22 protein-coding genes and 1 pseudogene are annotated in these 19,966 nt (G+C 63.3%); 12 read left to right on the forward strand and 11 right to left on the reverse strand.

The window, feature by feature from the left end; translation table 11 throughout:
• Nucleotides 1-4: 4 nt before the first annotated feature.
• Nucleotides 5-844 (reverse strand): LOG family protein, encoded by an 840-nt coding sequence (locus NKI58_RS04645; protein ID WP_352588564.1) that lies wholly within the window; start codon nt 842-844, stop codon nt 5-7.
• Between the two features lie 145 nt (nt 845-989).
• On the opposite strand from NKI58_RS04645, the gene dapD reads away from it, so the two are divergent.
• From dapD to NKI58_RS04665, 4 genes are all read left to right on the forward strand, one after another.
• On the forward strand, nt 990-1,844 hold the full coding sequence (gene dapD / locus NKI58_RS04650; RefSeq protein ID WP_023677474.1) for a 2,3,4,5-tetrahydropyridine-2,6-dicarboxylate N-succinyltransferase: 855 nt from the start codon (nt 990-992) through the stop codon (nt 1,842-1,844).
• A gap of 30 nt (nt 1,845-1,874) precedes the next feature.
• On the forward strand, nt 1,875-2,252 hold the full coding sequence (locus tag NKI58_RS04655) for a DUF805 domain-containing protein (protein WP_023677473.1): 378 nt from the start codon (nt 1,875-1,877) through the stop codon (nt 2,250-2,252).
• A gap of 21 nt (nt 2,253-2,273) precedes the next feature.
• Nucleotides 2,274-3,062, forward strand: coding sequence for a hypothetical protein (locus NKI58_RS04660; protein WP_352782948.1), 789 nt, complete (start codon nt 2,274-2,276; stop codon nt 3,060-3,062).
• Nucleotides 3,063-3,387: 325 nt separating this feature from the next.
• Nucleotides 3,388-4,488 carry a GGDEF domain-containing protein gene (locus NKI58_RS04665; RefSeq protein WP_023677471.1) on the forward strand — a complete coding sequence of 367 codons (1,101 nt, stop codon included), beginning with the start codon at nt 3,388-3,390 and terminating at the stop codon, nt 4,486-4,488.
• Here NKI58_RS04665 and NKI58_RS04670 read toward each other — a convergent pair.
• Nucleotides 4,478-5,509 (reverse strand): 2-dehydropantoate 2-reductase, encoded by a 1,032-nt coding sequence (locus NKI58_RS04670; protein ID WP_352568524.1) that lies wholly within the window; start codon nt 5,507-5,509, stop codon nt 4,478-4,480. The two genes, NKI58_RS04665 and NKI58_RS04670, sit on opposite strands and share 11 nt — an antisense overlap.
• Before the next feature lie 129 nt (nt 5,510-5,638).
• Here NKI58_RS04670 and dapE point away from each other — a divergent pair, with 129 nt between their 5' ends.
• On the forward strand, nt 5,639-6,838 hold the full coding sequence (gene dapE, locus NKI58_RS04675) for a succinyl-diaminopimelate desuccinylase (protein WP_352568525.1): 1,200 nt from the start codon (nt 5,639-5,641) through the stop codon (nt 6,836-6,838).
• A gap of 2 nt (nt 6,839-6,840) precedes the next feature.
• Complete coding sequence (locus NKI58_RS04680) at nt 6,841-7,449, forward strand: hypothetical protein (RefSeq protein WP_023677470.1); 609 nt, start codon at nt 6,841-6,843, stop codon at nt 7,447-7,449.
• Here the strand turns inward: NKI58_RS04680 and truA are convergent.
• From truA to def, 4 genes are read right to left on the reverse strand one after another with little or no spacing between them, the layout of a single operon-like run.
• Nucleotides 7,431-8,186, reverse strand: a complete 756-nt coding sequence (gene truA, locus NKI58_RS04685; RefSeq protein ID WP_352568526.1) for a tRNA pseudouridine(38-40) synthase TruA — start codon at nt 8,184-8,186, stop codon at nt 7,431-7,433. The two genes, NKI58_RS04680 and truA, sit on opposite strands and share 19 nt — an antisense overlap.
• 18 nt (nt 8,187-8,204) lie before the next feature.
• The gene (locus NKI58_RS04690) at nt 8,205-8,714 is read right to left on the reverse strand and encodes a GNAT family N-acetyltransferase (RefSeq protein WP_352782954.1); all 510 of its coding nucleotides are present in this window, start codon (nt 8,712-8,714) and stop codon (nt 8,205-8,207) included.
• Complete coding sequence (fmt, locus tag NKI58_RS04695) at nt 8,711-9,640, reverse strand: methionyl-tRNA formyltransferase (protein WP_352783022.1); 930 nt, start codon at nt 9,638-9,640, stop codon at nt 8,711-8,713. The genes NKI58_RS04690 and fmt overlap by 4 nt, the downstream gene beginning before the upstream one ends.
• A gap of 17 nt (nt 9,641-9,657) precedes the next feature.
• Nucleotides 9,658-10,188: a peptide deformylase gene (gene def / locus NKI58_RS04700; RefSeq protein WP_023676950.1), complete on the reverse strand. Its 531-nt coding sequence runs from the start codon at nt 10,186-10,188 to the stop codon at nt 9,658-9,660.
• Between the two features lie 103 nt (nt 10,189-10,291).
• Here def and NKI58_RS04705 point away from each other — a divergent pair, with 103 nt between their 5' ends.
• Nucleotides 10,292-11,554, forward strand: coding sequence for a DNA recombination protein RmuC (locus NKI58_RS04705; protein WP_352783735.1), 1,263 nt, complete (start codon nt 10,292-10,294; stop codon nt 11,552-11,554).
• 39 nt (nt 11,555-11,593) lie between these two features.
• Here the strand turns inward: NKI58_RS04705 and NKI58_RS04710 are convergent, their stop codons facing one another.
• The 3 genes from NKI58_RS04710 to NKI58_RS04720 all read right to left on the reverse strand — a co-directional run bounded on the left by NKI58_RS04710 (nt 11,594) and on the right by NKI58_RS04720 (nt 13,962).
• Nucleotides 11,594-11,998, reverse strand: a complete 405-nt coding sequence (locus NKI58_RS04710) for a GFA family protein (RefSeq protein ID WP_023676952.1) — start codon at nt 11,996-11,998, stop codon at nt 11,594-11,596.
• Nucleotides 11,999-12,065: 67 nt separating this feature from the next.
• Nucleotides 12,066-13,028, reverse strand: a complete 963-nt coding sequence (locus NKI58_RS04715; RefSeq protein WP_023676953.1) for a cation diffusion facilitator family transporter — start codon at nt 13,026-13,028, stop codon at nt 12,066-12,068.
• Nucleotides 13,029-13,152: 124 nt separating this feature from the next.
• On the reverse strand, nt 13,153-13,962 hold the full coding sequence (locus tag NKI58_RS04720; protein ID WP_352501143.1) for a transglutaminase-like domain-containing protein: 810 nt from the start codon (nt 13,960-13,962) through the stop codon (nt 13,153-13,155).
• A gap of 215 nt (nt 13,963-14,177) precedes the next feature.
• Here NKI58_RS04720 and NKI58_RS04725 point away from each other — a divergent pair, with 215 nt between their 5' ends.
• Nucleotides 14,178-14,303 (forward strand): hypothetical protein, encoded by a 126-nt coding sequence (locus tag NKI58_RS04725; protein ID WP_013528464.1) that lies wholly within the window; start codon nt 14,178-14,180, stop codon nt 14,301-14,303.
• A 154-nt stretch (nt 14,304-14,457) separates the two neighbouring features.
• Nucleotides 14,458-14,771: pseudogene (gene sugE / locus NKI58_RS04730) on the forward strand (quaternary ammonium compound efflux SMR transporter SugE).
• Between the two features lie 82 nt (nt 14,772-14,853).
• Here sugE and NKI58_RS04735 read toward each other — a convergent pair.
• On the reverse strand, nt 14,854-15,282 hold the full coding sequence (locus NKI58_RS04735) for a DUF6481 family protein (RefSeq protein WP_023676956.1): 429 nt from the start codon (nt 15,280-15,282) through the stop codon (nt 14,854-14,856).
• A 229-nt stretch (nt 15,283-15,511) separates the two neighbouring features.
• On the opposite strand from NKI58_RS04735, the gene NKI58_RS04740 reads away from it, so the two are divergent.
• The 3 genes from NKI58_RS04740 (at nt 15,512) to NKI58_RS04750 (ending at nt 19,027) form a co-directional block, all read left to right on the forward strand.
• Entirely contained in the window at nt 15,512-16,573 is a 1,062-nt protein-coding gene (locus NKI58_RS04740) for an LLM class flavin-dependent oxidoreductase (protein ID WP_352782956.1), read from the forward strand.
• 133 nt (nt 16,574-16,706) lie between these two features.
• Entirely contained in the window at nt 16,707-17,867 is a 1,161-nt protein-coding gene (locus tag NKI58_RS04745; RefSeq protein ID WP_023676958.1) for an AI-2E family transporter, read from the forward strand.
• A 158-nt stretch (nt 17,868-18,025) separates the two neighbouring features.
• Nucleotides 18,026-19,027, forward strand: coding sequence for an LLM class flavin-dependent oxidoreductase (locus tag NKI58_RS04750; RefSeq protein WP_352568533.1), 1,002 nt, complete (start codon nt 18,026-18,028; stop codon nt 19,025-19,027).
• Between the two features lie 156 nt (nt 19,028-19,183).
• Here NKI58_RS04750 and NKI58_RS04755 read toward each other — a convergent pair whose 3' ends face one another.
• Complete coding sequence (locus tag NKI58_RS04755; RefSeq protein ID WP_352568534.1) at nt 19,184-19,807, reverse strand: L,D-transpeptidase; 624 nt, start codon at nt 19,805-19,807, stop codon at nt 19,184-19,186.
• Nucleotides 19,808-19,966 lie beyond the last annotated feature (159 nt).

The following is a 19,966-nucleotide window of genomic DNA, read 5'->3' on the forward strand; positions in this document are numbered from 1 at the left end:
CATGTCAAAGTTTATAGAAGCGGCTGACGATCCCCCAGGCCTCGTCGGCAGTGTCGACGAAATCGATGATATCCTGGTCGCCGGGCGTGATCGTGCCTTGCTCGGCGAGGAAATCGAGGTCGATCGCCCTTGCCCAGAAAGCCTTGCCGAACAGGATGACCGGCACGCGTTCCATGCGGCCGGTCTGGATCAGGGTCAGCGTTTCGAAGAACTCGTCCATCGTGCCGAAGCCGCCTGGAAACACCGCAACGGCCTTGGCACGCATGACGAAATGCATCTTGCGGACCGCGAAATAGTGGAAGTTGAAGCAGAGTTCCGGCGTCACGTAGGCGTTTGGCGCCTGCTCGTGCGGCAGCACGATGTTGAGACCGATCGACGGCGCGCCAACATCGTCGGCGCCACGATTGCCGGCCTCCATGACGCCCGGCCCGCCGCCGGTCACCACGACGAATTCGCGATAGTACGAGATGGCCGACTGCTGCGAGCAGAGGCGGGCGAATTTGCGCGCCTCCTCGTAATATTTGCTGTTTTGCTCGAGGTTCTTCTTCTGCGTCTCGTTCTTGGCCGCCCAGGCTTCGCCGCCGGGCTCGGGGATGCGGGCGCCGCCGAACAGGATGACGGTCGATTGGATGCCGCGCTCGGCCAGGATCATCTCCGGTTTCAGCAGTTCGAGCTGCAGCCTGACCGCGCGCAACTCGCGCCGCGTCATGAAATCGGGATCGTTCCAGGCCAGCCGGTATGTCTCCGCGCGCGTTTGCGGCGTGTCCGGCACGCTTCTCGACCGCTCCAGATCCTCGTCCGAATGCGGCAGCGGCGTCCATCCCGTCTTTTCCATGGGAGTCATATTTGCTTTACCCGTCCAATCATTCACCTGCGCCGTCCCGTGACGCTGCCGCGATTGACCCTCCCCAAGCCTTCACATAGGGTCCGCGCGACTTTCAAACAGGTTAAGGCGCCGGCCCTTAACAGCTTGGTAATGGAGCGAATTCATGTCGAAGCCCGATCTCGCGAGCCTCGAGGAGATTATCGAGAACGCCTTCGAGGAACGCGACACGATTTCGACCGCAACCCGCGGCGAGACGCGCGAGGCCATCCAATCGGCGCTCGACCTGCTCGACCGGGGCGTCGCCCGCGTCGCCGAGCGGCAGGCCGACGGCAAATGGCACGTCAACCAGTGGCTGAAGAAAGCGGTGCTGCTGTCGTTCCGGCTCACCCCGATGGAGATCATAAAGGGCGGTCCCGGTCAGGCGGTATGGTGGGACAAGGTGCCTTCGAAGTTCGACGGCTGGAGCGCCGTCGATTTTGAGAAGGCGGGCTTCCGCGCCGTGCCGTCGTCGATCGTGCGCCGCTCCGCCTATGTCGCGCCCGGCGCCGTGCTGATGCCGTCCTTCGTCAATGTCGGCGCCTATGTCGACAGCGGCACCATGGTCGACACCTGGGCTTCGGTCGGCTCCTGTGCCCAGATCGGCAAGAATGTGCATCTGTCGGGCGGCGTCGGCATCGGCGGTGTGCTGGAGCCGATGCAGGCCGGCCCAACCATCATCGAGGACAATTGCTTCATCGGCGCCCGTTCCGAAGTGGTCGAAGGCTGCATCGTGCGCGAAGGCTCGGTGCTCGGCATGGGCGTCTTCATCGGCCAGTCGACCAAGATCGTCGACCGCGCCACCGGCGAGATCTTCTACGGCGAGGTGCCGCCTAATTCCGTCGTCGTCGCCGGCTCGCTGCCGGGCAAGCCTTTTCCAAACAACGAGCCCGGCCCCAGCCTCTACTGCGCCGTCATCGTCAAGCGGGTCGACGCCAGAACCCGTTCCAAGACATCGATCAACGAATTGCTGCGCGATTGATCTTTCTCAACGAATACGGACGGAATTCGCTTGCCTGACAGATCAGACCTCATCTGGCTTTTCTTCAGAACTTCGGGCCGCGTCAGCCGCGCGGCCTATTTTCTGGGAGGACTGCTGGTGGCCATCATACAGGCCCTCCCACTCTACCGTTTCACGCTGGTTCCGGAAGGCACTACCGAGAGCAACATGTGGTCGTTCATTTTCTTCATCGCCTTCATTGCCTCGCTTTGGTCGAACGTGGTGCTGGCGGTGAAGCGGTTGCACGACCTCGACAAGCCGGGCGTTGCGGCGCTGGTGCTGTTCGTGCCGGTTGTCTCGATTATCGCTTTCCTCGTGCTTTGCCTATTTCCCGGGCAGCCGGGACCCAACCGCTACGGCAAGCGCACCAACGCACCGGCCGAACCCTGAGCGCCGATCGGATATTTCGTCATGCGCTACCGCTCGCTTGATTCGAAACTGATCCTCGAAACCGCCGAACGGCTGGAAGAGCGCGTCGCCGAGCGTTTTCCCGATGCCGGCTTGCGCGGCGTCGCCGCCGAGCTCGTGTCGCTGTCGCGCGATCTGGCAAAGGCAGCCAAGGCGCTGGAGGCGCGGATCTGGTGGCTGCGCGGCCTCATCATCGCCGCCTTCGTCGTCGGAGCGCTGATGTTCCTGTTCGTCGGCACAATCCTGCCGCTCGGCCGCATCTCGGGAAACCACGATGCCTTCCAGTCGATGCAAGGCATCGAAGCCTCCCTCAACATGATCATCCTCGCGGTGCTGGGCTTTCTGGCCCTGATTCGCTCCGAGGAGCGGATCAAGCGCAAGCGGGTGTTTCGCCAGCTCCACGGGCTGCGTTCGCTGATCCACGTCATCGACATGCACCAGCTGACCAAGGATCCGGCAACGCTTTCAGCCAGTTTCAAGCCGACTGCGCATTCGCCAGCCCGCATCACCAACGCCGCCGACCTTGCCCGCTATCTCGACTACTGCTCCGAGATGCTGTCGATCACCGGCAAGATCGCCGCGCTGTTTGCGCAGTCGGTCAATGACGCCGTGGTCATCGACGGCGTCAACGACATCGAGAACCTGGCTTCGAACCTCTCGCGAAAGATCTGGCAGAAGATCACGCTGATCGAAACCCCTCATGGGCAGCCGGCACGTGCGGCGAAGACCTATCCCGAGCCGGGTCCGCCGCGTCGGCCTGCAGTCCGCAGACAACCGGGGCCGGCAAGCTAAAACCGGCCATCCGGCGGCAGATCCGCTATCGTTTCGCAGAAACGCCGAACCGCTCTATCTTTTTGTTTTGACGCAATTCCGGACGGAAAACCGCTTCACACTTTTCCTGGAATTGCTCCAGAGCGGCGGAACGGGGAGTTCCGAAAGCCCGGTTTTGCGCCGGATGCTCTAAGCGAATGTTAATCACCCTGGCCCAGCATGCCGGCGAAGACTGTGTCGACCGGCACGGAGCGCTCGACTGGCAAGCGACCTATCCCTGACCACCAACGAGCCGCGCAAAACGTGGAGCGCCGCCGCTCGCCTGTTTGCCTGGTTCTCTTCGCCGATGAAATTGGAACCGGAAGCTGTCCGCGCCCGGCTTCTCGACACCACCTTCGAGCGCAAATTCGCGGTCCTGTTCGGCACCATCAGCGTTCTGTTGGTTGCGGTCAGCGCCGCTCTTGCCACCGGGGATTGGTGGCCCTACGCCTGGATTGCCGCCGACCTGATGCTTTTCACCGTCCGCGTTCTGCTGATGCGGGAATGCGAGCAGGCCCGCAGGCGCGGCTCGAAAGGGCCGCTGGCGGGCCTGATGGCAGCCAGCGGCGTCTGGTCGGTCGTTTTCGGCCTCGGCTGCTATGGCTGTGTTGCCAGCGGGAATATGGCGCTTTCCGTACTTGCCGCCTTGAATGTCGCAGGCGTCGTCGGCGTGGTGTCGTCACGCAATGCGGCGACCCCGCGCTTCGCCATATTCGTCATGTTGGCCGTAAGCCTGCCTTACGTGGTCGGTGCATTGTTTTCTGCGGCGCCCGGAATGCCGATCGTCGGAATTCAAACGCCGTTCTATGTGGCCGGCGTCATCATCGTGCTGCTTCAGAACCACGCAATCAATGCCCGCATGATCCGCGCCGAACTGGACAATCGCGACCTGGCCATCAAGGACGCGCTGACCGGCCTGCCAAACCGCATCTTCCTGCAGGAGAAATTGCGCGACATGTGCCGCGACCTTGCGGCGCCGGCCGCCAATGGCGGCAAGCCGTTTGCAGTGCTCAGCATGGATCTCGACGGTTTCAAACAGGTCAACGACCGTTTTGGCCACGCCGTCGGCGACGTGCTGCTGCGCAAGGTGGCCGAACGATTGAAGCGCGGCTTCCGTCCGGGGGACGTGGTCTTCCGTATCGGCGGAGACGAATTCGTCATTCTTTTGCCCGCAACCTCGGAGATCGAGGCCACCTACCTGGCAAAGCGGGCCATCGAAAAGGTCTCGGTCCCCTTCGACCTCGGGGTCGGCTCCGCCATCCATGTCGGCTTGAGCGTCGGCAGCGCATGCGCACCCGCCGACGGAGGCGATCCGGAAATCCTGCTCACCTGTTCCGACCATGCGCTCTACGAGGCCAAGCGCACCGGCAAGGGCCGTTACTGGGCGCCTGTGCGGGCTACGATCTGACGGTCGCGACAACGGCTTCCGGCGTCTGGCAGGGCGATCCGCGCCTCTTCTGCTCGGCCGCGCGCACCAGTGCCGTAACATGCTTCAGCAACGGCGCCGGCGTGCCGGCCTTTTCGGCCAAACGCAGGACCGCGCCTTGCAGTTCGCCGATCTCCGTCGGCCGGCGGCGCTGAAGGTCATCCCACATCGACGAACGCGCGGCAGGGTCGATGGCAAGCATCCGCCGCGCCAAGAACTTGAACAGCCAGTCGGGCAGGCGAAGCACTTTCGGCAGCAGCGCGGGACGCAGGCCGGCGATGCGAGCGGGTTCGATGCCCGTCGCCATCATTGCCGCCAATGCTTCGTCGATCTGGCCGGCCAGGATCAGCCGCCAGCGGCGATCGGCAAGCTCTGCCGCCAGCGGCAGGCCGGAAAGCGCCACCAGCGCGTTGTTGAGGTTGAGCAGCAGCTTGCCCCATAGCACCGCTTCGATGTCACCATGCGTGGCAACGGCAAAGCCCTCAACGTCAAGCAGTTCGTCAAGGCCTGTCGGACCCTGTTCGATCATCACCTTGCCGCCGCTGGCGCGGTGCAGACGAAGCGGCAATTCGCCCTCCGCCGATTGGACCACGTTGAACGGCACCATGCCCGCGAGCACCCGCCGGGCGGCGAGATGGGCTCGCAACTTATCGGCATTGTCGACGCCGTTCTGCAGACTGAGTACCACCGCATCCGGTCGGGCATGGGCCGCAATAAGCCCGGCCATGTCCTGCGTCGCGCCGCTCTTGACCGTTAGCAGGATGACATCGGCACCGGGGAATGCCGCGGCCGGATCGGCGGTGACCGACAATGCCTCCGGCTTGACGGATCGGTCGCGGCCATCACGGTCGGTGATGCGCAATCCACCTTTTTGCAGCGCCTTCTCGATGCGAGGCCGCGCCAGCAGAACCACCTTTCGTCCGGCAAGTATCAGGCAGCCGCCGGCGTAGCATCCGATACTGCCGGCACCGGCGATTACGATCGTCCTGCCATGCGTGATCATGCGATGGCCCTGTCCTGGTCGAGAGGCCTGGCCGCAACTATACGGCATGAAAACCATAATGTCGGCGGCATGGCTGGCCCTTATGTCTGGCCGTGACAGGCCTTGCGCTTTCGACTATCGCTTTTGCCCATGACGCTGCCTACCGATCCGACCAGAAATCTGGCTGCTCTCATCCGCTGCGCTTCCGTGACGCCCGCCGAAGGCGGTGCGCTGAGCGCGCTGGAAGAAATGTTGAAGCCGCTCGGCTTTGCCGTCGAGCGCCCGGTGTTTTCCGAATCCGGCACACCTGACATAGAGAACCTTTACGCGCGGCGTTCCGGCAACGGCCCGCATCTGATGTTTGCCGGCCATACCGATGTCGTGCCGGTGGGCGATGAAACAGCCTGGACGCACCCGCCCTTTGCCGCCGACATCGCCAATGGCGAGATGTTCGGCCGCGGCGCCGTCGACATGAAGGGCGGCATTGCTTGTTTCGTCGCGGCGGTAGGGCGACATATTGCGCAGAAGGGCGGCCCGAAGGGTTCGGTCTCGCTGCTGATAACCGGCGACGAGGAAGGGCCGGCGATCAACGGCACGACGAAACTGCTCGAATGGGCGGCTGTCAAGGGTGAGAAATGGCATGCTGCGATCGTCGGCGAGCCGACCAATCCCGACGCGCTCGGCGATATGATCAAGATCGGCCGGCGCGGCTCGCTCTCCGGCACGGTCGTCGTCAACGGCCGCCAGGGACACGCCGCCTATCCGCAGCTAGCCGACAATCCCGTGCGCGGCCTGGTGACGCTGGTCGACGCCTTGCTTGACCCCGTCTTCGACAACGGAACAAGGGATTTCCAGCCGACCAATCTTGAGGTCACCTCCATCGATGTTGGCAACCCTGCCACCAACGTCATCCCAGCGAAGGCGGCGGCTACCTTCAATATTCGCTTCAACGACACATGGACCGTCGAGACGATCCAGGCCGAGATCCACAACCGCCTCGACCGGGCGGCGAAACGCAAGAAATACCGCGCCGGCAAGAAGACGCCGGTCGACTACGAGATCGTCTGGCGCGACGGGCCGAGCCATGTTTTCCTGACACGCGACGACAGGTTGATCGAGACGCTTGGCGGCTCGATCATGGCGGTGACCGGCAGAGAGCCGGCGCTCTCCACCTCCGGCGGCACCTCCGATGCCCGCTTCATCAAGGATTATTGTCCGGTGGTCGAATTCGGCCTTGTCGGCAAGACCATGCACATGGTCGACGAACGCGTGGCGATTGCCGACCTCGAGACGCTGACGCAGATTTATCTGCGCTTCGTTGAAGACTGGTTTGCGCAGGACATATCCTAGTGATGCTTTCAGCGGATGAAACCTACGCTTCGCTTGCCGGTGCCTGGCGGCTGATGCTCGGCAAGGCCGACGGATTTCGCCTGCTCGACCTTTCGGCGGACGGTTTCTGGAACTCCTTTTTTGCCATCGTCGTCGCGGCGCCGGCACTGATCGTCGGCTGGGTCGGTATTGCCAACGAGATCGGCGATCCCAACGCATTCGTCGGCCGTTTCAGCATGTTGATCCGCCTGGCCACCGTCGATATCGGCGCCTGGGTGCTGCCGCTCATAGGCCTCGCCCTGGTGGCGCCGCGGGTCGGCGTCGGCGGCCGTTTCGTCCATTATGTCGTGGCCAGCAATTGGGCCTCGGCGATCATCGCCTGGATGATGCTGCCATCGGCGTTGATCCGGCTTTTCCTGACGTCGGCCAACGAAGTCTCCGGACTCGTGTCGCTGCTGTTGTTCGCGCTGTCGATGGTCTTGACCTGGCGGATGACCAACGTTGCGATCGGCAGGGGTGCGGCCGCCGGCAGCGCCGTTTTTGCCGGCATGTTCGTGGCGTCGCTGATCGTCCTGTTCGGCCTGCAGGCGCTGCTCGGGATCAGCGTTCCGGATCAGCCAGGCGTCGGATAATCGACGCCGACGAGAAACAGCCCGTCGGGCGGCGCCACCTGACCGCAGGCGGCACGGTCGCGCGCCTCAAGCGCCGCCTTGAGGTCGGCAACAGTCCAGCCGCCTTCGCCGACACGTTTGAGCGAGCCGACCATCGAGCGCACCTGGTTGTGCAGGAATGACCGCGCCGAAGCGCGGACCTCAATGAAATCGCCCGCCCGGCTGACATCCAGCCGGTCGAGCGTGCGGACGGGGCTGGTGGCTTGGCACTGGGTCGAGCGGAAGGTGGTGAAATCATGCCGGCCAAGCAGCACCTTTGCCGCCTCGTGCATGGCACCGGCATCGAGCTGCTTCGGTACCCACCAGATCTTGCCCTTGTCGAGCGCCGCCGGCGCGCGGCGATTGACGATGCGGTAGAGGTAATGGCGGCCGATCGCCGAGAAACGCGCATCGAAGCCATCCGGCACGACGGCGGCCTTCAGGATGGCGATGCGCACCTTGGCCGCTTGCAGATGCGCGTTGACTGCGTCGCGCACCTTGTCGCCGGGCCATGCCTTGATCAGATCGACATGCGCCACCTGAGCGGTCGCATGGACGCCGGCATCGGTGCGGCCGGCGGCGCGCAGCGAAACCTGCTGACCACAGAACTTCTCGATCGCCTGCTCGATCGCCTGCTGCACCGATGGCTGGTTGGCCTGGCGCTGCCAGCCGGCGAAGAGACTGCCGTCATATTCGATGTCGAGGCGAAAACGCGGCATTCCCGGATCGAGGCGAAATCAGGCGGCAAGGGCTGAGCCGAAGGCCGAGGCGTAGACCAGCCTGCCGGTCTCCGCCGCCTCGCCCCAGGCAAGCGCCTGCAGGGCTTCGCCCTGATAGTCGCTGTCGAATTTCGCGGCACGGGCACGGCTGTAGCCGAAACGCCCATAATAGGCCGGATCGCCGAGCACCACGGCGAGCGTCTCGCCGGCAGCTTTCAGGCGGATATGAGCCTCGCGTACCAGGGCACCGCCGATGCCGGTGCCGTGGAACGACGGCTCGACCGCTAGAGGCGCCAGCGCCACCGCCGGGAAACTCTTGCCGCCATTCTGCACGAAGAGCCGTGAAAACAGGATATGGCCGACCACTTGCCCGTCTTCGTCCGCCACCAGTTCGACGACGGCATCACCGCCGGTGACCAGCGCGTCGACCAATCCGGCCTCCGTCTGCTGGCCGAACGCGTGTTCTTCGACAAGGCGGATCGCCTCGCGGTCCCGCGGCGTCGCCGCGCGTATGGACATCATGCTCATGACAATTTCATTCCTTTTTCGAGCTTGGCCCCGCGCAGAAACTCCTGCGCGGCAATGGGCCTTGCGCCCGCACGTTGAACTTCGACCAGCCTGATCGCGCCTGACCCGCAGGCGACCGTCAGACGGTCATCGAGAATTCCTCCCGGTTCGCCGGCGCCTTGCGAGAGCGTCGAGCGAAGCAGTTTCAGCCGTTCCACGCGGCCGCCGATTTCGGCCTCGCACCATGCACCGGGAAAGGGCGACAGGCCGCGAATCTGGTTGTGCACGTCGCCGGCAGGTCGCAGCCAGTCTATGCGAGTCTCCGATTTATCGATTTTCTTGGCGTAGGTCACCCCCACCTCCGCCTGTGTGGTAAATGTCAGCGTATTCCGCTCCAGCCGTTCGAGCGCTTGCACGATCAGCGCAGCACCGAGGACCATCAGCCGGTCGTGCAGATCGCCGGCCGTCATGTCGGGTCCAATGGGACATTTTTCAACCATTGCCACCGGCCCGGTGTCGAGGCCTTCCTCCATCCGCATCACCATAATGCCCGTTTCGGTATCGCCGGCCATGATGGCGCGCTGGATAGGGGCAGCGCCGCGCCAGCGCGGCAACAGCGATGCGTGACCGTTGAGGCAACCGAGCCGCGGCGCCTCGAGAATGGGTTTGGGTAGAAGCAATCCGTAGGCGACGACCACGGCGACGTCGGCGCGCAAGGCGCGGAACGCCTCCTGCTCCGCCTCGCTCTTCAGCGACACCGGCGACCGCACCTCGATGCCAAACCGCTCCGCCTCGCGCTGCACCGGCGACGGCGTCAGTTCGAGCCCGCGCCGGCCGCCGGCGCGCGGCGGCTGCGTGTAGACGGCCGTCAACCCGTGCCCGGCCCCGGCAATCGCCCGCAGCGTCGGCACGGAGAATTCAGGCGTACCCATGAAGATGACACGCAGGGGCATTTCGTCGACGCCTACCCCACCATCTTGCCCGGCGCCTTGTCCCTGGCGAGCTTCTTGAATTTCTTGACCACCATGTCGCGCTTCAGCTTGGAGATGTGATCGATGAACAGCACGCCGTTGAGGTGGTCGATTTCATGCTGCAGGCAGGTCGCCATCAGCCCCTCGGCCTCGATCTCCTGCAGCTTGCCGTCGCGGTCGAGAAACTTCACCCGCACCGCCGCCGGACGCTCGACCTCGGCATAGTAATCCGGGATCGACAGGCAGCCTTCCTCGTAGACCGAACGCTGGTCGGAGCTTTCGAGGATTTCGGGATTGATGAAGACGTGCGGTGCCGGCGTCTCGTCCTCCTTGGCCAGGTCGATCACCAGCATGCGCAAGGGTTCGCCAACCTGGATCGCCGCGAGGCCGATACCGGGCGCGTCATACATGGTGTCCAGCATGTCGCCGGCCAGTTTGCGCAGATCGCCGTCGACACGCTCGACCGGTTTTGAAACCTGGCGCAGGACGGGATCGGGGAGGATGATAAGCGGCTTGATCGACATGGCGTCTCACCTAAGACCTCGCAGGAAAAGCGTCAACCGGGGCGCCTTCGGGTCGTTCACGTTTTGATCTGTGCCGGCAGACCGAATCATCTATGCTGTCGACATGAACGATCTGGCCACCATCCTGTCCGAACCTGTCGCCCGCCTCGGCGCCACCACGATCACGCTCGGCCAAGCCCTGGGTTTCGGCGCAATGCTGTTCCTCGGCCTGTTCGTGGCGCTCGTCGTTGCGCTCTGGCGATCGGCCAAGGCGCGTGCAGTGGCGGCCGCCGAAGCCGCCGACCACGCCCGCGACGCCGAGGTGCGGATGGCTGGTATCTTGGCAAGCCAGGCGGAAATGCAGGGCCGCATGGGCGCCATCGCCGAAGTGTTCGGGGCGCGCCAGGCGGAACTGACACAGTCGATCGGCCAGCGTCTCGATGCCATGACCGGCCGCCTGGGCCAGACCATGACCGAGCAGACGAGATCGACGCATGAGAGCCTCGCCAAGCTGCAGGAACGGCTGGCGGTCATCGATATCGCGCAAGGCAACATCCAGTCGCTGGCCGGCCAGGTCGTGCAATTGCAGGCGATCCTTTCCAACAAGCAGACGCGCGGCGCCTTCGGCCAGTCGCGCATGGAAGCCATCGTCGCCGACGGATTGCCGCACGGCGCCTATGAATTCCAGGCGACCTTGTCGAATGGCAGCCGGCCCGACTGCCTGGTGAAGATGCCGAACGGCGCACCGTCGCTTGCCATCGACGCAAAGTTTCCGCTCGAGGCGTGGAATGCCATCCGTGCCGCCGAAGGCGCCGACCTGCAGAAGTCCGCTGCACAGGCTTTCCGCCGCGACATCGAGGTGCATGTCCGGGATATTTCCGAAAAATACCTGATCCAGGGCGAGACGCAGGACACCGCCTTCATGTTCGTGCCCTCAGAATCGGTGTTCGCCGAAATCCACGAGAATTTCGAGGCCGTTGTCCAGAAGGCGCATCGATCGCGGATCGTCATCGTCTCGCCATCGCTTTTGATGCTGTCGATCCAGGTCATCCAGGCGATCCTCAAGGATGCCCGCATGCGCGAGCAGGCACACCTGATCCAGGGCGAGGTTATCCGGCTGATGGAAGACGTCTCCCGGCTCGACGAGCGGGTGCGCAAATTGCAGACGCATTTCGGTCAATCGGCCAAGGATATCGAGGACATCCTTGTCTCGACATCGAAGGTGACCAGGCGCGGACAAAAGATCGAGGCGCTGGAGTTTGGCGTGCAGCCGGCGGAGGACACCGCTGGTTGGAATGGCAGCGGAGCAAAAGCGGAAATCAGCCCGCGCGTCGCCGATTCGAAAACCGGGCAGTTGAGGCTAAGGGTCGTCGAAGGCGACGATTGAGAGCTACGCCGGAACCGGAGGCTTCGCCCGGGTCTGGCGCTACTGCTCCTCGATGATGGTTGTGCCTTCGAATTCCGGCAGCCAATGCAGCGCCGAGCGGTGCCAGATCTGCTTTCTCGGCACCAGTTGCTCGCGCTGCCGTGCCGTGCCGACCCTGATACCGTAAACCTTCGGTCCCTCGCCCGCCGACGTGGCGTAGAGATGCGAGCCGCACTCACCGCAAAATGCCTGGGCGCGCTTGGCGCCGCTCGAACCGGTCTTGATGTAGATCTTCGGCGTGCCCTTGGTGATCCTGTAATTGTCCTCGGACGCCGGCACGGTGACGCGAAAGGCCGTTCCGGTTAGCTTCTGACAATCGATGCAGTGACAAATGGTGGTCTTTTCCGGATCGACTTCGGCCTCGTAAGTGATAGCGCCACAATGACACGCGCCGTCGATTTTCATCTTCGTTCCTCCTGGAGCTTTTGCCCGCAATCATAACCGGGACTGCCCGATGGCGCAGCCATTTTCCTCAGGCCGGTTCCCCTCCGGACGCCGCCAAGGTCTTGCTCCGGCGTTCCCAGGTGCCGGTGGTCTGCGGCTTGACGAAGAGCCGCGTCACCTCCGGCATCTCCGCCTTCAGCCGCGTCTCGAGGCGCTCGACACAGGTCTCTATCTCCGGCGCCGACAAATGATCCTCGAACTCGATGCTCAAAGCGGCGACGATCTCCTGCGGACCCATATGCAGCGTCAGCACGCCATTTGCCCGTTGCACCGCCGGGTCCTGCTGGACGATGGCCAGCACCTCTGTTTGCACCTCGGGCGAGGCCGGCTCGCCGAGCAGCAGGCTCTTGCTTTCGCGCGCCAGGAAGATCGCGGTCCCGCCCAGGATGAGCGCGATGCCGATCGACGCGGCGCCGTCGAGCTTCGGCATGTCCAGCAATTCCGCCGCCAATATGCCGGCGAAGGCGACAACGAGGCCGAGAAGTGCCGCGCTGTCCTCGAAGAGTACGGTGTAGACACTCGGATCCTTGCTGAGCTGCACCGCCTCGAGCCAGCCGTGGCTGCCTTTTTGGTGGCGGAACTCCTTCAGCGCCACCAGCCAAGAGGTGCCTTCGAAGAGGAAGGAAAGGCCAAGGACAGCGTAGTTCACCTTGGCGTTGGCAATCGGCTCCGGCGCCATGATGTGCGTCACGCCTTCGTAGAACGATATGCCGGCACCCAGTGCAAAGACGAGGAGCGCAACGATGAAGCTCCAGAAGTACAGCTCGCGGCCATGGCCGAGCGGATGCGTGCGGTCGGCCGGCCGGGCGGCACGGTGCATGCCGTAAAGCAGCAGGCTGCCATTGCCGGTATCGACGAGCGAGTGGACGCCTTCCGAGAGCATTGCCGAGCTGCCCGTGAACAAGGCAGCGGCAAATTTGGTCAGTGCGATCGCAAGATTTCCGGCGAGCGCCGCATAGATCACTTTTTTCGACCCGCCATGCGCCGCCATGGTGTACTGCCTTGGTTGATGCACCGAGATTGGCGGAGCGCCCGCCCACGCTCCACAGCTCTCACAACGCCCGAAGTGCCCAGTTGTTCACAAGGTCAGTTGTTCAAAAGCGCAGCGCGACGGGCTATTCGACGACCTCGTCCGTCCAGACCTTGAAGCCAGCCAGCGCGCCCGGCCCGAAAATGTGGGTCAGCGGCACATCGGCGGCATCGCGCCCGGAGGCGATCAGGATGCGCCCGATGCGCGGCGCGTTATTGCGCGGGTCGAACGCGTGCCAGCGGCCGCCGAGATAGACCTCCATCCAAGCGGCGAAATCCATGTCCGACCACGGCTTTGGCAGGCCGATATCACTGATATAGCCGGTGCAGTAGCGGGTCGGAATGTTCAGGGCGCGGCAGAAGGCAACAGCGAGGTGAGCAAAGTCGCGGCATACACCACTCTGCTCGCGATAGGCCTCGGCGGCGGTGCGCGTCGGCCGTGCATTGAAATAGTTGAAGACGATGTGGTTATGGACGAAGTCGCAGACCGCCTGGACGCGCGGAATGCCGAGCGGGGTGCTGCCGAACAGCCGCCACGCTTCATTCGACAGCACGTCGCTCTCGCAATAACGGCTGGGCAGCAGGAACAGCAGCGTCTCCGATGGCAGATCGCGCACCTCGTGCTGCCACGCCGTCAGCTCGCGCGTCTCGAAGGAGCCGGGGTCGCGGATCACCGCGTCGGTGCCGAACGCAAAGCGCCCGGCCGGCGCAACGAAACGGTTGCACCAATTGCCGAAACTGTCGCGGTAGCTTTCGATCGGCACCGGCGGGTTCGACGTCAGGAAGTCCGGCCGCTCAAGATCGGATGCGCGCGAATAATGGACGTTTAGCATCGCGATCAGCGGTGTTTCCTGCGGGAAGTCGAAGCTCATCTGGCAACCGATGTGGATCCGCATTGTCGTCCTGACCGGCCTGCCTGATCATCAGCCGGCGAAACGCAAGGGCTGATGCTGCAGTGCGAAGAAGACCATGGCACGGACCGCTGCGGTTTACGAGGGAATTAGAAACCGGTTGACAGCCATCGGCCAGGGCGACTGCACGGCAGCGGCCTCTTGCAGTCGAGCGTTTTCTCTTGTTTCACTTCGCCAGACATCAACTGGAGGAACGAATCATGGCTAAGGGTGCGATGAAGGCAGGCAAGGAAGCCCGCAAGCCGAAGAAGGACGCGAAGAAACCCGCTCCGGCGCCGGCCCTGAAGGCACCGCCGGTGAAGGCGATGAAGCTGAAGGACAAGTAGGGCCGCAGCTACCGTTTCGGCTTATTTCGACCGGCCGCAAACGCGGCCGGTATGATTGTTCATTAAGCTCACGCGCATCCCCTATGGATGCGGCGAAGGCAATTTTTGCGCTTTTCAAGAAATCGGCCGGAAGCCATCGAAACGGAGCGTTCCGATGTCGTGGATTTTCCTGTTGTTCGCCGGACTGTTCGAGATCGGCTGGGCGATCGGCCTCAAATACACCGACGGATTCTCGAAGCCGCTGCCGACCGTCCTGACGGTAGCCTCGATGATCGTCAGCCTGACCTTGCTCGGCCTGGCGCTGAAGGCGTTGCCGGTCGGCACCGCTTACGCGGTGTGGACCGGCATCGGCACCGTCGGCACGGCGCTGTTGGGATATGGCTGCTCGGCGAGCCAGCGACGGCGATCAGGCTGGCCTGCATCGCGCTAATCGTCTGCGGCATCATGGGACTGAAGCTCGCGGCTTAGCCGATTCTGACGGACGAGCGCGTTCGGGGCCGCTGCAAGGCGGCCCTGATTCTTGAATTCGGCTGATCAGTGCCGGAAGGCGCTATCGCGCGGAGAAGCCGGGCGGCGTCCTGCCGGTGCGCTGCTTGCGCGCCGCATAGCGTGCGTCACGCTTAGCCTTGCGTTCGGCCTCGTCGGCAAGAAAACGGGCGATCCGCTCGTTCTCTTCAGCTTCCCGGATCTTCGCTTCGGCCTGTGCGGCTTCTTCCGCGGCGATGCGTGCCGCTTCGGCAGCTGCCTCGCGCTCGGCCTTTTCGGCCGCTTCGCGCGCCAGCTTTTCCTGCTTCAGCCTGGCCTTTTCGGCCTCGCGTATCGCGCGGGCCTCGAGGATCGCCTTGCGCTCGGCCTGTCGTGCCAGCACCGCTGGATCATCTGGCGCCGGCTTTGCCTTGAAGCGCTCCAGAAGCGCCTTCTTTGCCTCGTTTGCGGCATTGCGCCGCTCGAAAACGTCTTTTTCCCTATAGATAGCCAAGTCCACTTCCCTGAAGTCAATTTGCGAGGCTTACATACGCGCGAAAACCGAGAGTTCAAGCGCCAAAACGGTATGCCAGCCATGAAATTCTGATCTGTTGCAGCCGGGAGACGCCATTTCGATTGAATTCGGCTGAAAGCACCCGCACTGTTCACCATCCAGGCATCTGGCGGGGCGGCGGACTGATCGCTACGTGTAGCGCCAAGACAAAACGCTGAGATGACACACTATGCAACTCGGTCTCTACACCTTCGCCGACGTCAGCCCGGAACCAGGTCCCGGTGCGATCGGTGCGCATGAGCGGTTGCGCAACCTGATCGAGGAGATCGAGCTCGCCGACCAGGTCGGGCTGGACGTCTTTGGTCTCGGCGAGCACCACCGTCCCGACTATGCTGCCTCGGCTCCGGTGGTGGCGCTGGCGGCGGCGGCCGAACGGACCAAGCGCATAAGGCTGACCAGCGCTGTCACCGTGCTGTCGTCCGACGATCCGGTGCGCGTCTTCCAGCAGTTTGCCACCCTCGATCTTCTGTCCGGCGGCCGTGCCGAGATCATGGCCGGGCGCGGCTCGTTCATCGAGTCCTTTCCGCTGTTCGGCTACAATCTCGAAGATTATGACGAGCTCTTCGCCGAAAAGCTCGACCTGCTGCTCGCCATCCGCGATCATGTCAAGGTGACCTGGTCGGGCAGTCTGCGCGCGCCGATCAACGACCGCGGCGTCTATCCGCGGCCCTTGCAGGACAAATTGCCGATCTGGATCGCCGTCGGTGGAACACCGCAATCCGTCGCCCGCGCGGGCGTGCTCGGGTTGCCGCTGGCACTGGCGATCATCGGTGGCGAGCCGGCGCGGTTCGCACCGTTGTTCGACATCTACAGGGATGCAGCCAGGCGCGCCGGCAACGATCCGACAAGCCTTGCCACCAGTCTCAACGTGCACGGCTTCATTGCCGACACCACGGACCAGGCAGCCGACGATTTTTACGGGCCGCAGGCCGAGGTGATGAACCGCATCGGCCGCGAGCGCGGCTGGGGGCCGACATCGCGGGCGCATTTCGACCAATCGCGCGGCCCAAACGGCGCGCTGTTCGTCGGCAATCCAGAACAGGTGGCCGAGAAGATCATTGCCCAGCACAGGATATTCGGCAACGACCGCTTCCTGCTGCAAATGGCGATCGGCACCATGCCGCACGCCAAGGTGATGAAGGCCATCGAACTCTACGGCACCAAAGTGGCGCCGATCGTGCGCCGGGAAACTGCGAAGGCCGTTCCCGCCGTGGCGGCGCCGGTTGCCTGATTCCCAGTCACCTGATTCATTGGCAAGGCCGCGAGGCGGCCTTGCCGGTGACGCCGGCTAACGGAACCTTGAAGCGACAGAGGCGTTTTCGCCAACGGTCTGCACCAATCGCGGTGTGCCGCCGAGGGTCAGAATGAAAGCCGAACCCGACGCTTCGGGCGCAAGCGCTGCCGAAAGCCCGGATCCGCGCGTCGAGGCGCGGGCGGATGCGCATCTGATGCGTTCGCTGCTCGTCGGCATCTTCATCCTCATGGCGATCTACGCGCTTTACTTCGCCCGCGCCTTCTTCATGCCGGTCATTCTGGCTTTCCTGCTGGCGCTGACGCTGACGCCGATCGTTCGCTTCCTGCGCAAGCATGGCATGCCCGATGTCATTTCAGCGACACTGTTGGTGCTGCTTTCGTTCTGCCTCGTCGCCGTCGCGGGATATCTGCTCAGCGGCCCGGTCATCGACCTCATCAACAACACCTCGACGATCGGCCAGCAGCTTACCGAACGTCTGGCACAACTGCGCCGTCCGTTCGAACGGATCGTTGAGATTTCGCGCCAGATCGAGGGCCTGACACAGACATCCCAGGAGCCGGGCGTTCAGAGGGTGGCGACGGCGCCATCCGGTATTCTCTCGCAGGCCGCCGGCAATGTGCTGTCGGCCGGCGCCAGCGTTACCATCGTCTTCGTCCTGTCGCTGTTCCTGCTCGCCTCGGGCACGATGTTCTATGAAAAGATCGTCCAGTCCTTCCCCAGTCTCAGCGAAAAGAAGCGGGCGCTGCGCGTCGTCTACGACGTCGAACGTGAAATCTCGCATTATCTGCTTACCGTCACGGTCATCAATACATGTCTCGGCGTGGTCATCGGGCTCGGCCTTTGGGCGCTCGGCGTGCCCAACGCGCAGGTCTGGGGCGCGGCAGCGGCTTTGCTCAATTTCCTGCCCTATATCGGGGCGCTGACCACCATCACGCTGGTCACGATCATCGCGCTGATCAGCTTCGACACGATTTCCTATGCGCTGCTGGCGCCGGCCTTCGTCCTTATGTGCGATGTCGTCGAAGGCCAGTTCGTGACGCCGACGGTGGTCGGCCGCCGTCTCGAGATCAACGCAGTGGCGATCCTCATCGCCATCGCCTTCTGGTCGTGGCTATGGGGTTTTGTCGGCGCGCTGCTGGCGGTGCCGCTGCTGGTCGTCATCAAGGTGTTCTGCGATCATTTCGACGGCCTCAGCCATGTCGGCAATTTCCTGGCGGCGCAACACACGGCAGCGATCGAGGACGAAGAGATTCCCGAGGTGAAAAAGTAGCGGCTTAAAGGATCAAAAAGCGTCCCCCCCGATGGTGCAGATCACGACCTTGCATCGGTCGCACGTCCGTTGTGCCCTCAGCGCTCCATCAACATTTTGAATTTGCCGCCTCGGCAACGGCTTCCTACATCCCTTCGACCCACAGGAAACCCGCGCCGATGACCGTTCTTTCCGTTCTCGACCTGTCGCCGATCGTCGAAGGCAGCAACGCTTCACAGTCACTCGCCAATTCGCTCGATCTCGCCCGTCATGCCGAGCGGCTGGGTTACCGGCGCTATTGGCTGGCAGAGCACCACAATATGCCGGGCATTGCCAGCGCCGCCACCTCGGTGGTCATTGCCCACGTGGCCGGCGGCACCAATACGATACGCGTCGGCGCCGGCGGCATCATGCTGCCCAATCATTCGCCGCTGGTCATCGCCGAGCAGTTCGGTACGCTTAACGCTCTGCATCCTGGCCGCATCGATCTCGGCCTCGGCCGGGCGCCCGGCACCGACATGGCCACGGCACGGGCGCTGCGCCGTAACCTCGACGCTGGCGCCGACAATTTCCCGCAGGACGTCGTCGAGCTGATGGGTTACTTGCAGCCGGCCGAAGACGGCCAACGCATCCGCGCGGTGCCCGGCGAAGGCGAAAAGGTGCCGATCTGGATTCTCGGTTCCAGCCTCTACGGCGCGCAGCTTGCCGCCATGCTCGGCCTGCCCTACGCCTTCGCTTCGCATTTTGCGCCGGCCGAGCTCGACCATGCTCTGGAGATCTACCGCTCGCGTTTCCAGCCTTCGGAGCAGCTCGACAAGCCTTATGTGATGCTCGGCCTCAACGTCTTCGCCGCTCCTTCCGATGCCGAGGCGCGGCTGTTGTTCACCTCGCTGCAGCAGGCCTTCGTCAATCTGCGCACCGGCCGGCCCGGCCGATTGCCGCCGCCGGTCGAAGGATATGAGCGGGACCTCGATCCAATGGCCAAGACCATGCTCGGCCAGGCGCTTTCCTGCGCCGCCGTCGGCTCCCCGGAAACGGTCAGGCAAGGCATCGAGGCGTTTGTGCGCCGCACAGGGGCCGACGAGCTGATGGTCACAGCGCAGATTTTCGACCATGCGGCGCGGGTGCGCTCGTTCGAGATCCTGGCCGACGCTCACAAATCGCTGTCGGAAGCTGCCTGAGAGTTGGTTCGCCACTTGCCACTGTTGCGGGCAAGGCCGGCCTTAGGCAGGGAACATCGCGAACAGGTGTGCGAAGACATAGCGAACATTTCGCGCGTTTTACGCGGAGGTTTTCGATCCGTCATGCTCGTCCGTTAGCGGGAAACGCGGCGTCCACTAAATAACGATCACCTTGGTGCCGATTGTGGAGCGGTCATAGAGATCGATGATGTCCTGGTTCATGAGGCGAATGCAGCCCGCAGACACGGCTTTGCCGATGGACCACCATTCGGGGCTACCGTGCAGGCGATATCCAGTGTCACCCTTCTCGTTGAAAAGATAAAGCGCCCGCGCACCGAGCGGGTTCACGAGTCCGCCCTCCATATGCGCCGGTATGATGCGGCCTCGCTTCTGCTCGCGCACGATCATCGCGGACGGCGCGCTCCAATCCGGCCATTCGCGCTTCCTCGCAACGTGAGCAGTGCCATGCCACTCGAAGCCCGCCTTGCCGACGCCGATGCCGTAGCGCAGTGCCTGACCGTCTCCCAGCACGTAGTAGAGAAACTTCGCTCCTGTATCGACAATGATGGTGCCAGGCTCCTCGTCAGTTGCATAAGGCACTGTCTGCCGACGGAACTTTGGGTCGACCTTGTAGATCGGAACCGGCGGAATGCGGAAACCGGCGTCGGTGAGGCCGCCATAGGCCTGGGGAAAGGTCTGTAATGCTCCGCCGGTGGTGCAGCCGGAGAATGCGACCATCCCAGCAAGTCCCAGCCCAATTAGGATCGATTTCACGCGCATGACTCAAGCCGGCGCCCGTGTGAACGATCAGCCGCATCTCGTCATATTCCTAATCCGACATGCTTCGATTGCCAAGATTTTCCTGACTGTCGGCTGGCTGATTGTTGGCCACTTGGCTCGATCGGCGCCGCGTCCTTCAATTGCTCGGTTTTCGAACGA

This window comes from Mesorhizobium sp. M0522 (genome assembly GCF_040321085.1).
In the GTDB taxonomy this organism is placed as follows: Bacteria; Pseudomonadota; Alphaproteobacteria; order Rhizobiales; family Rhizobiaceae; genus Mesorhizobium.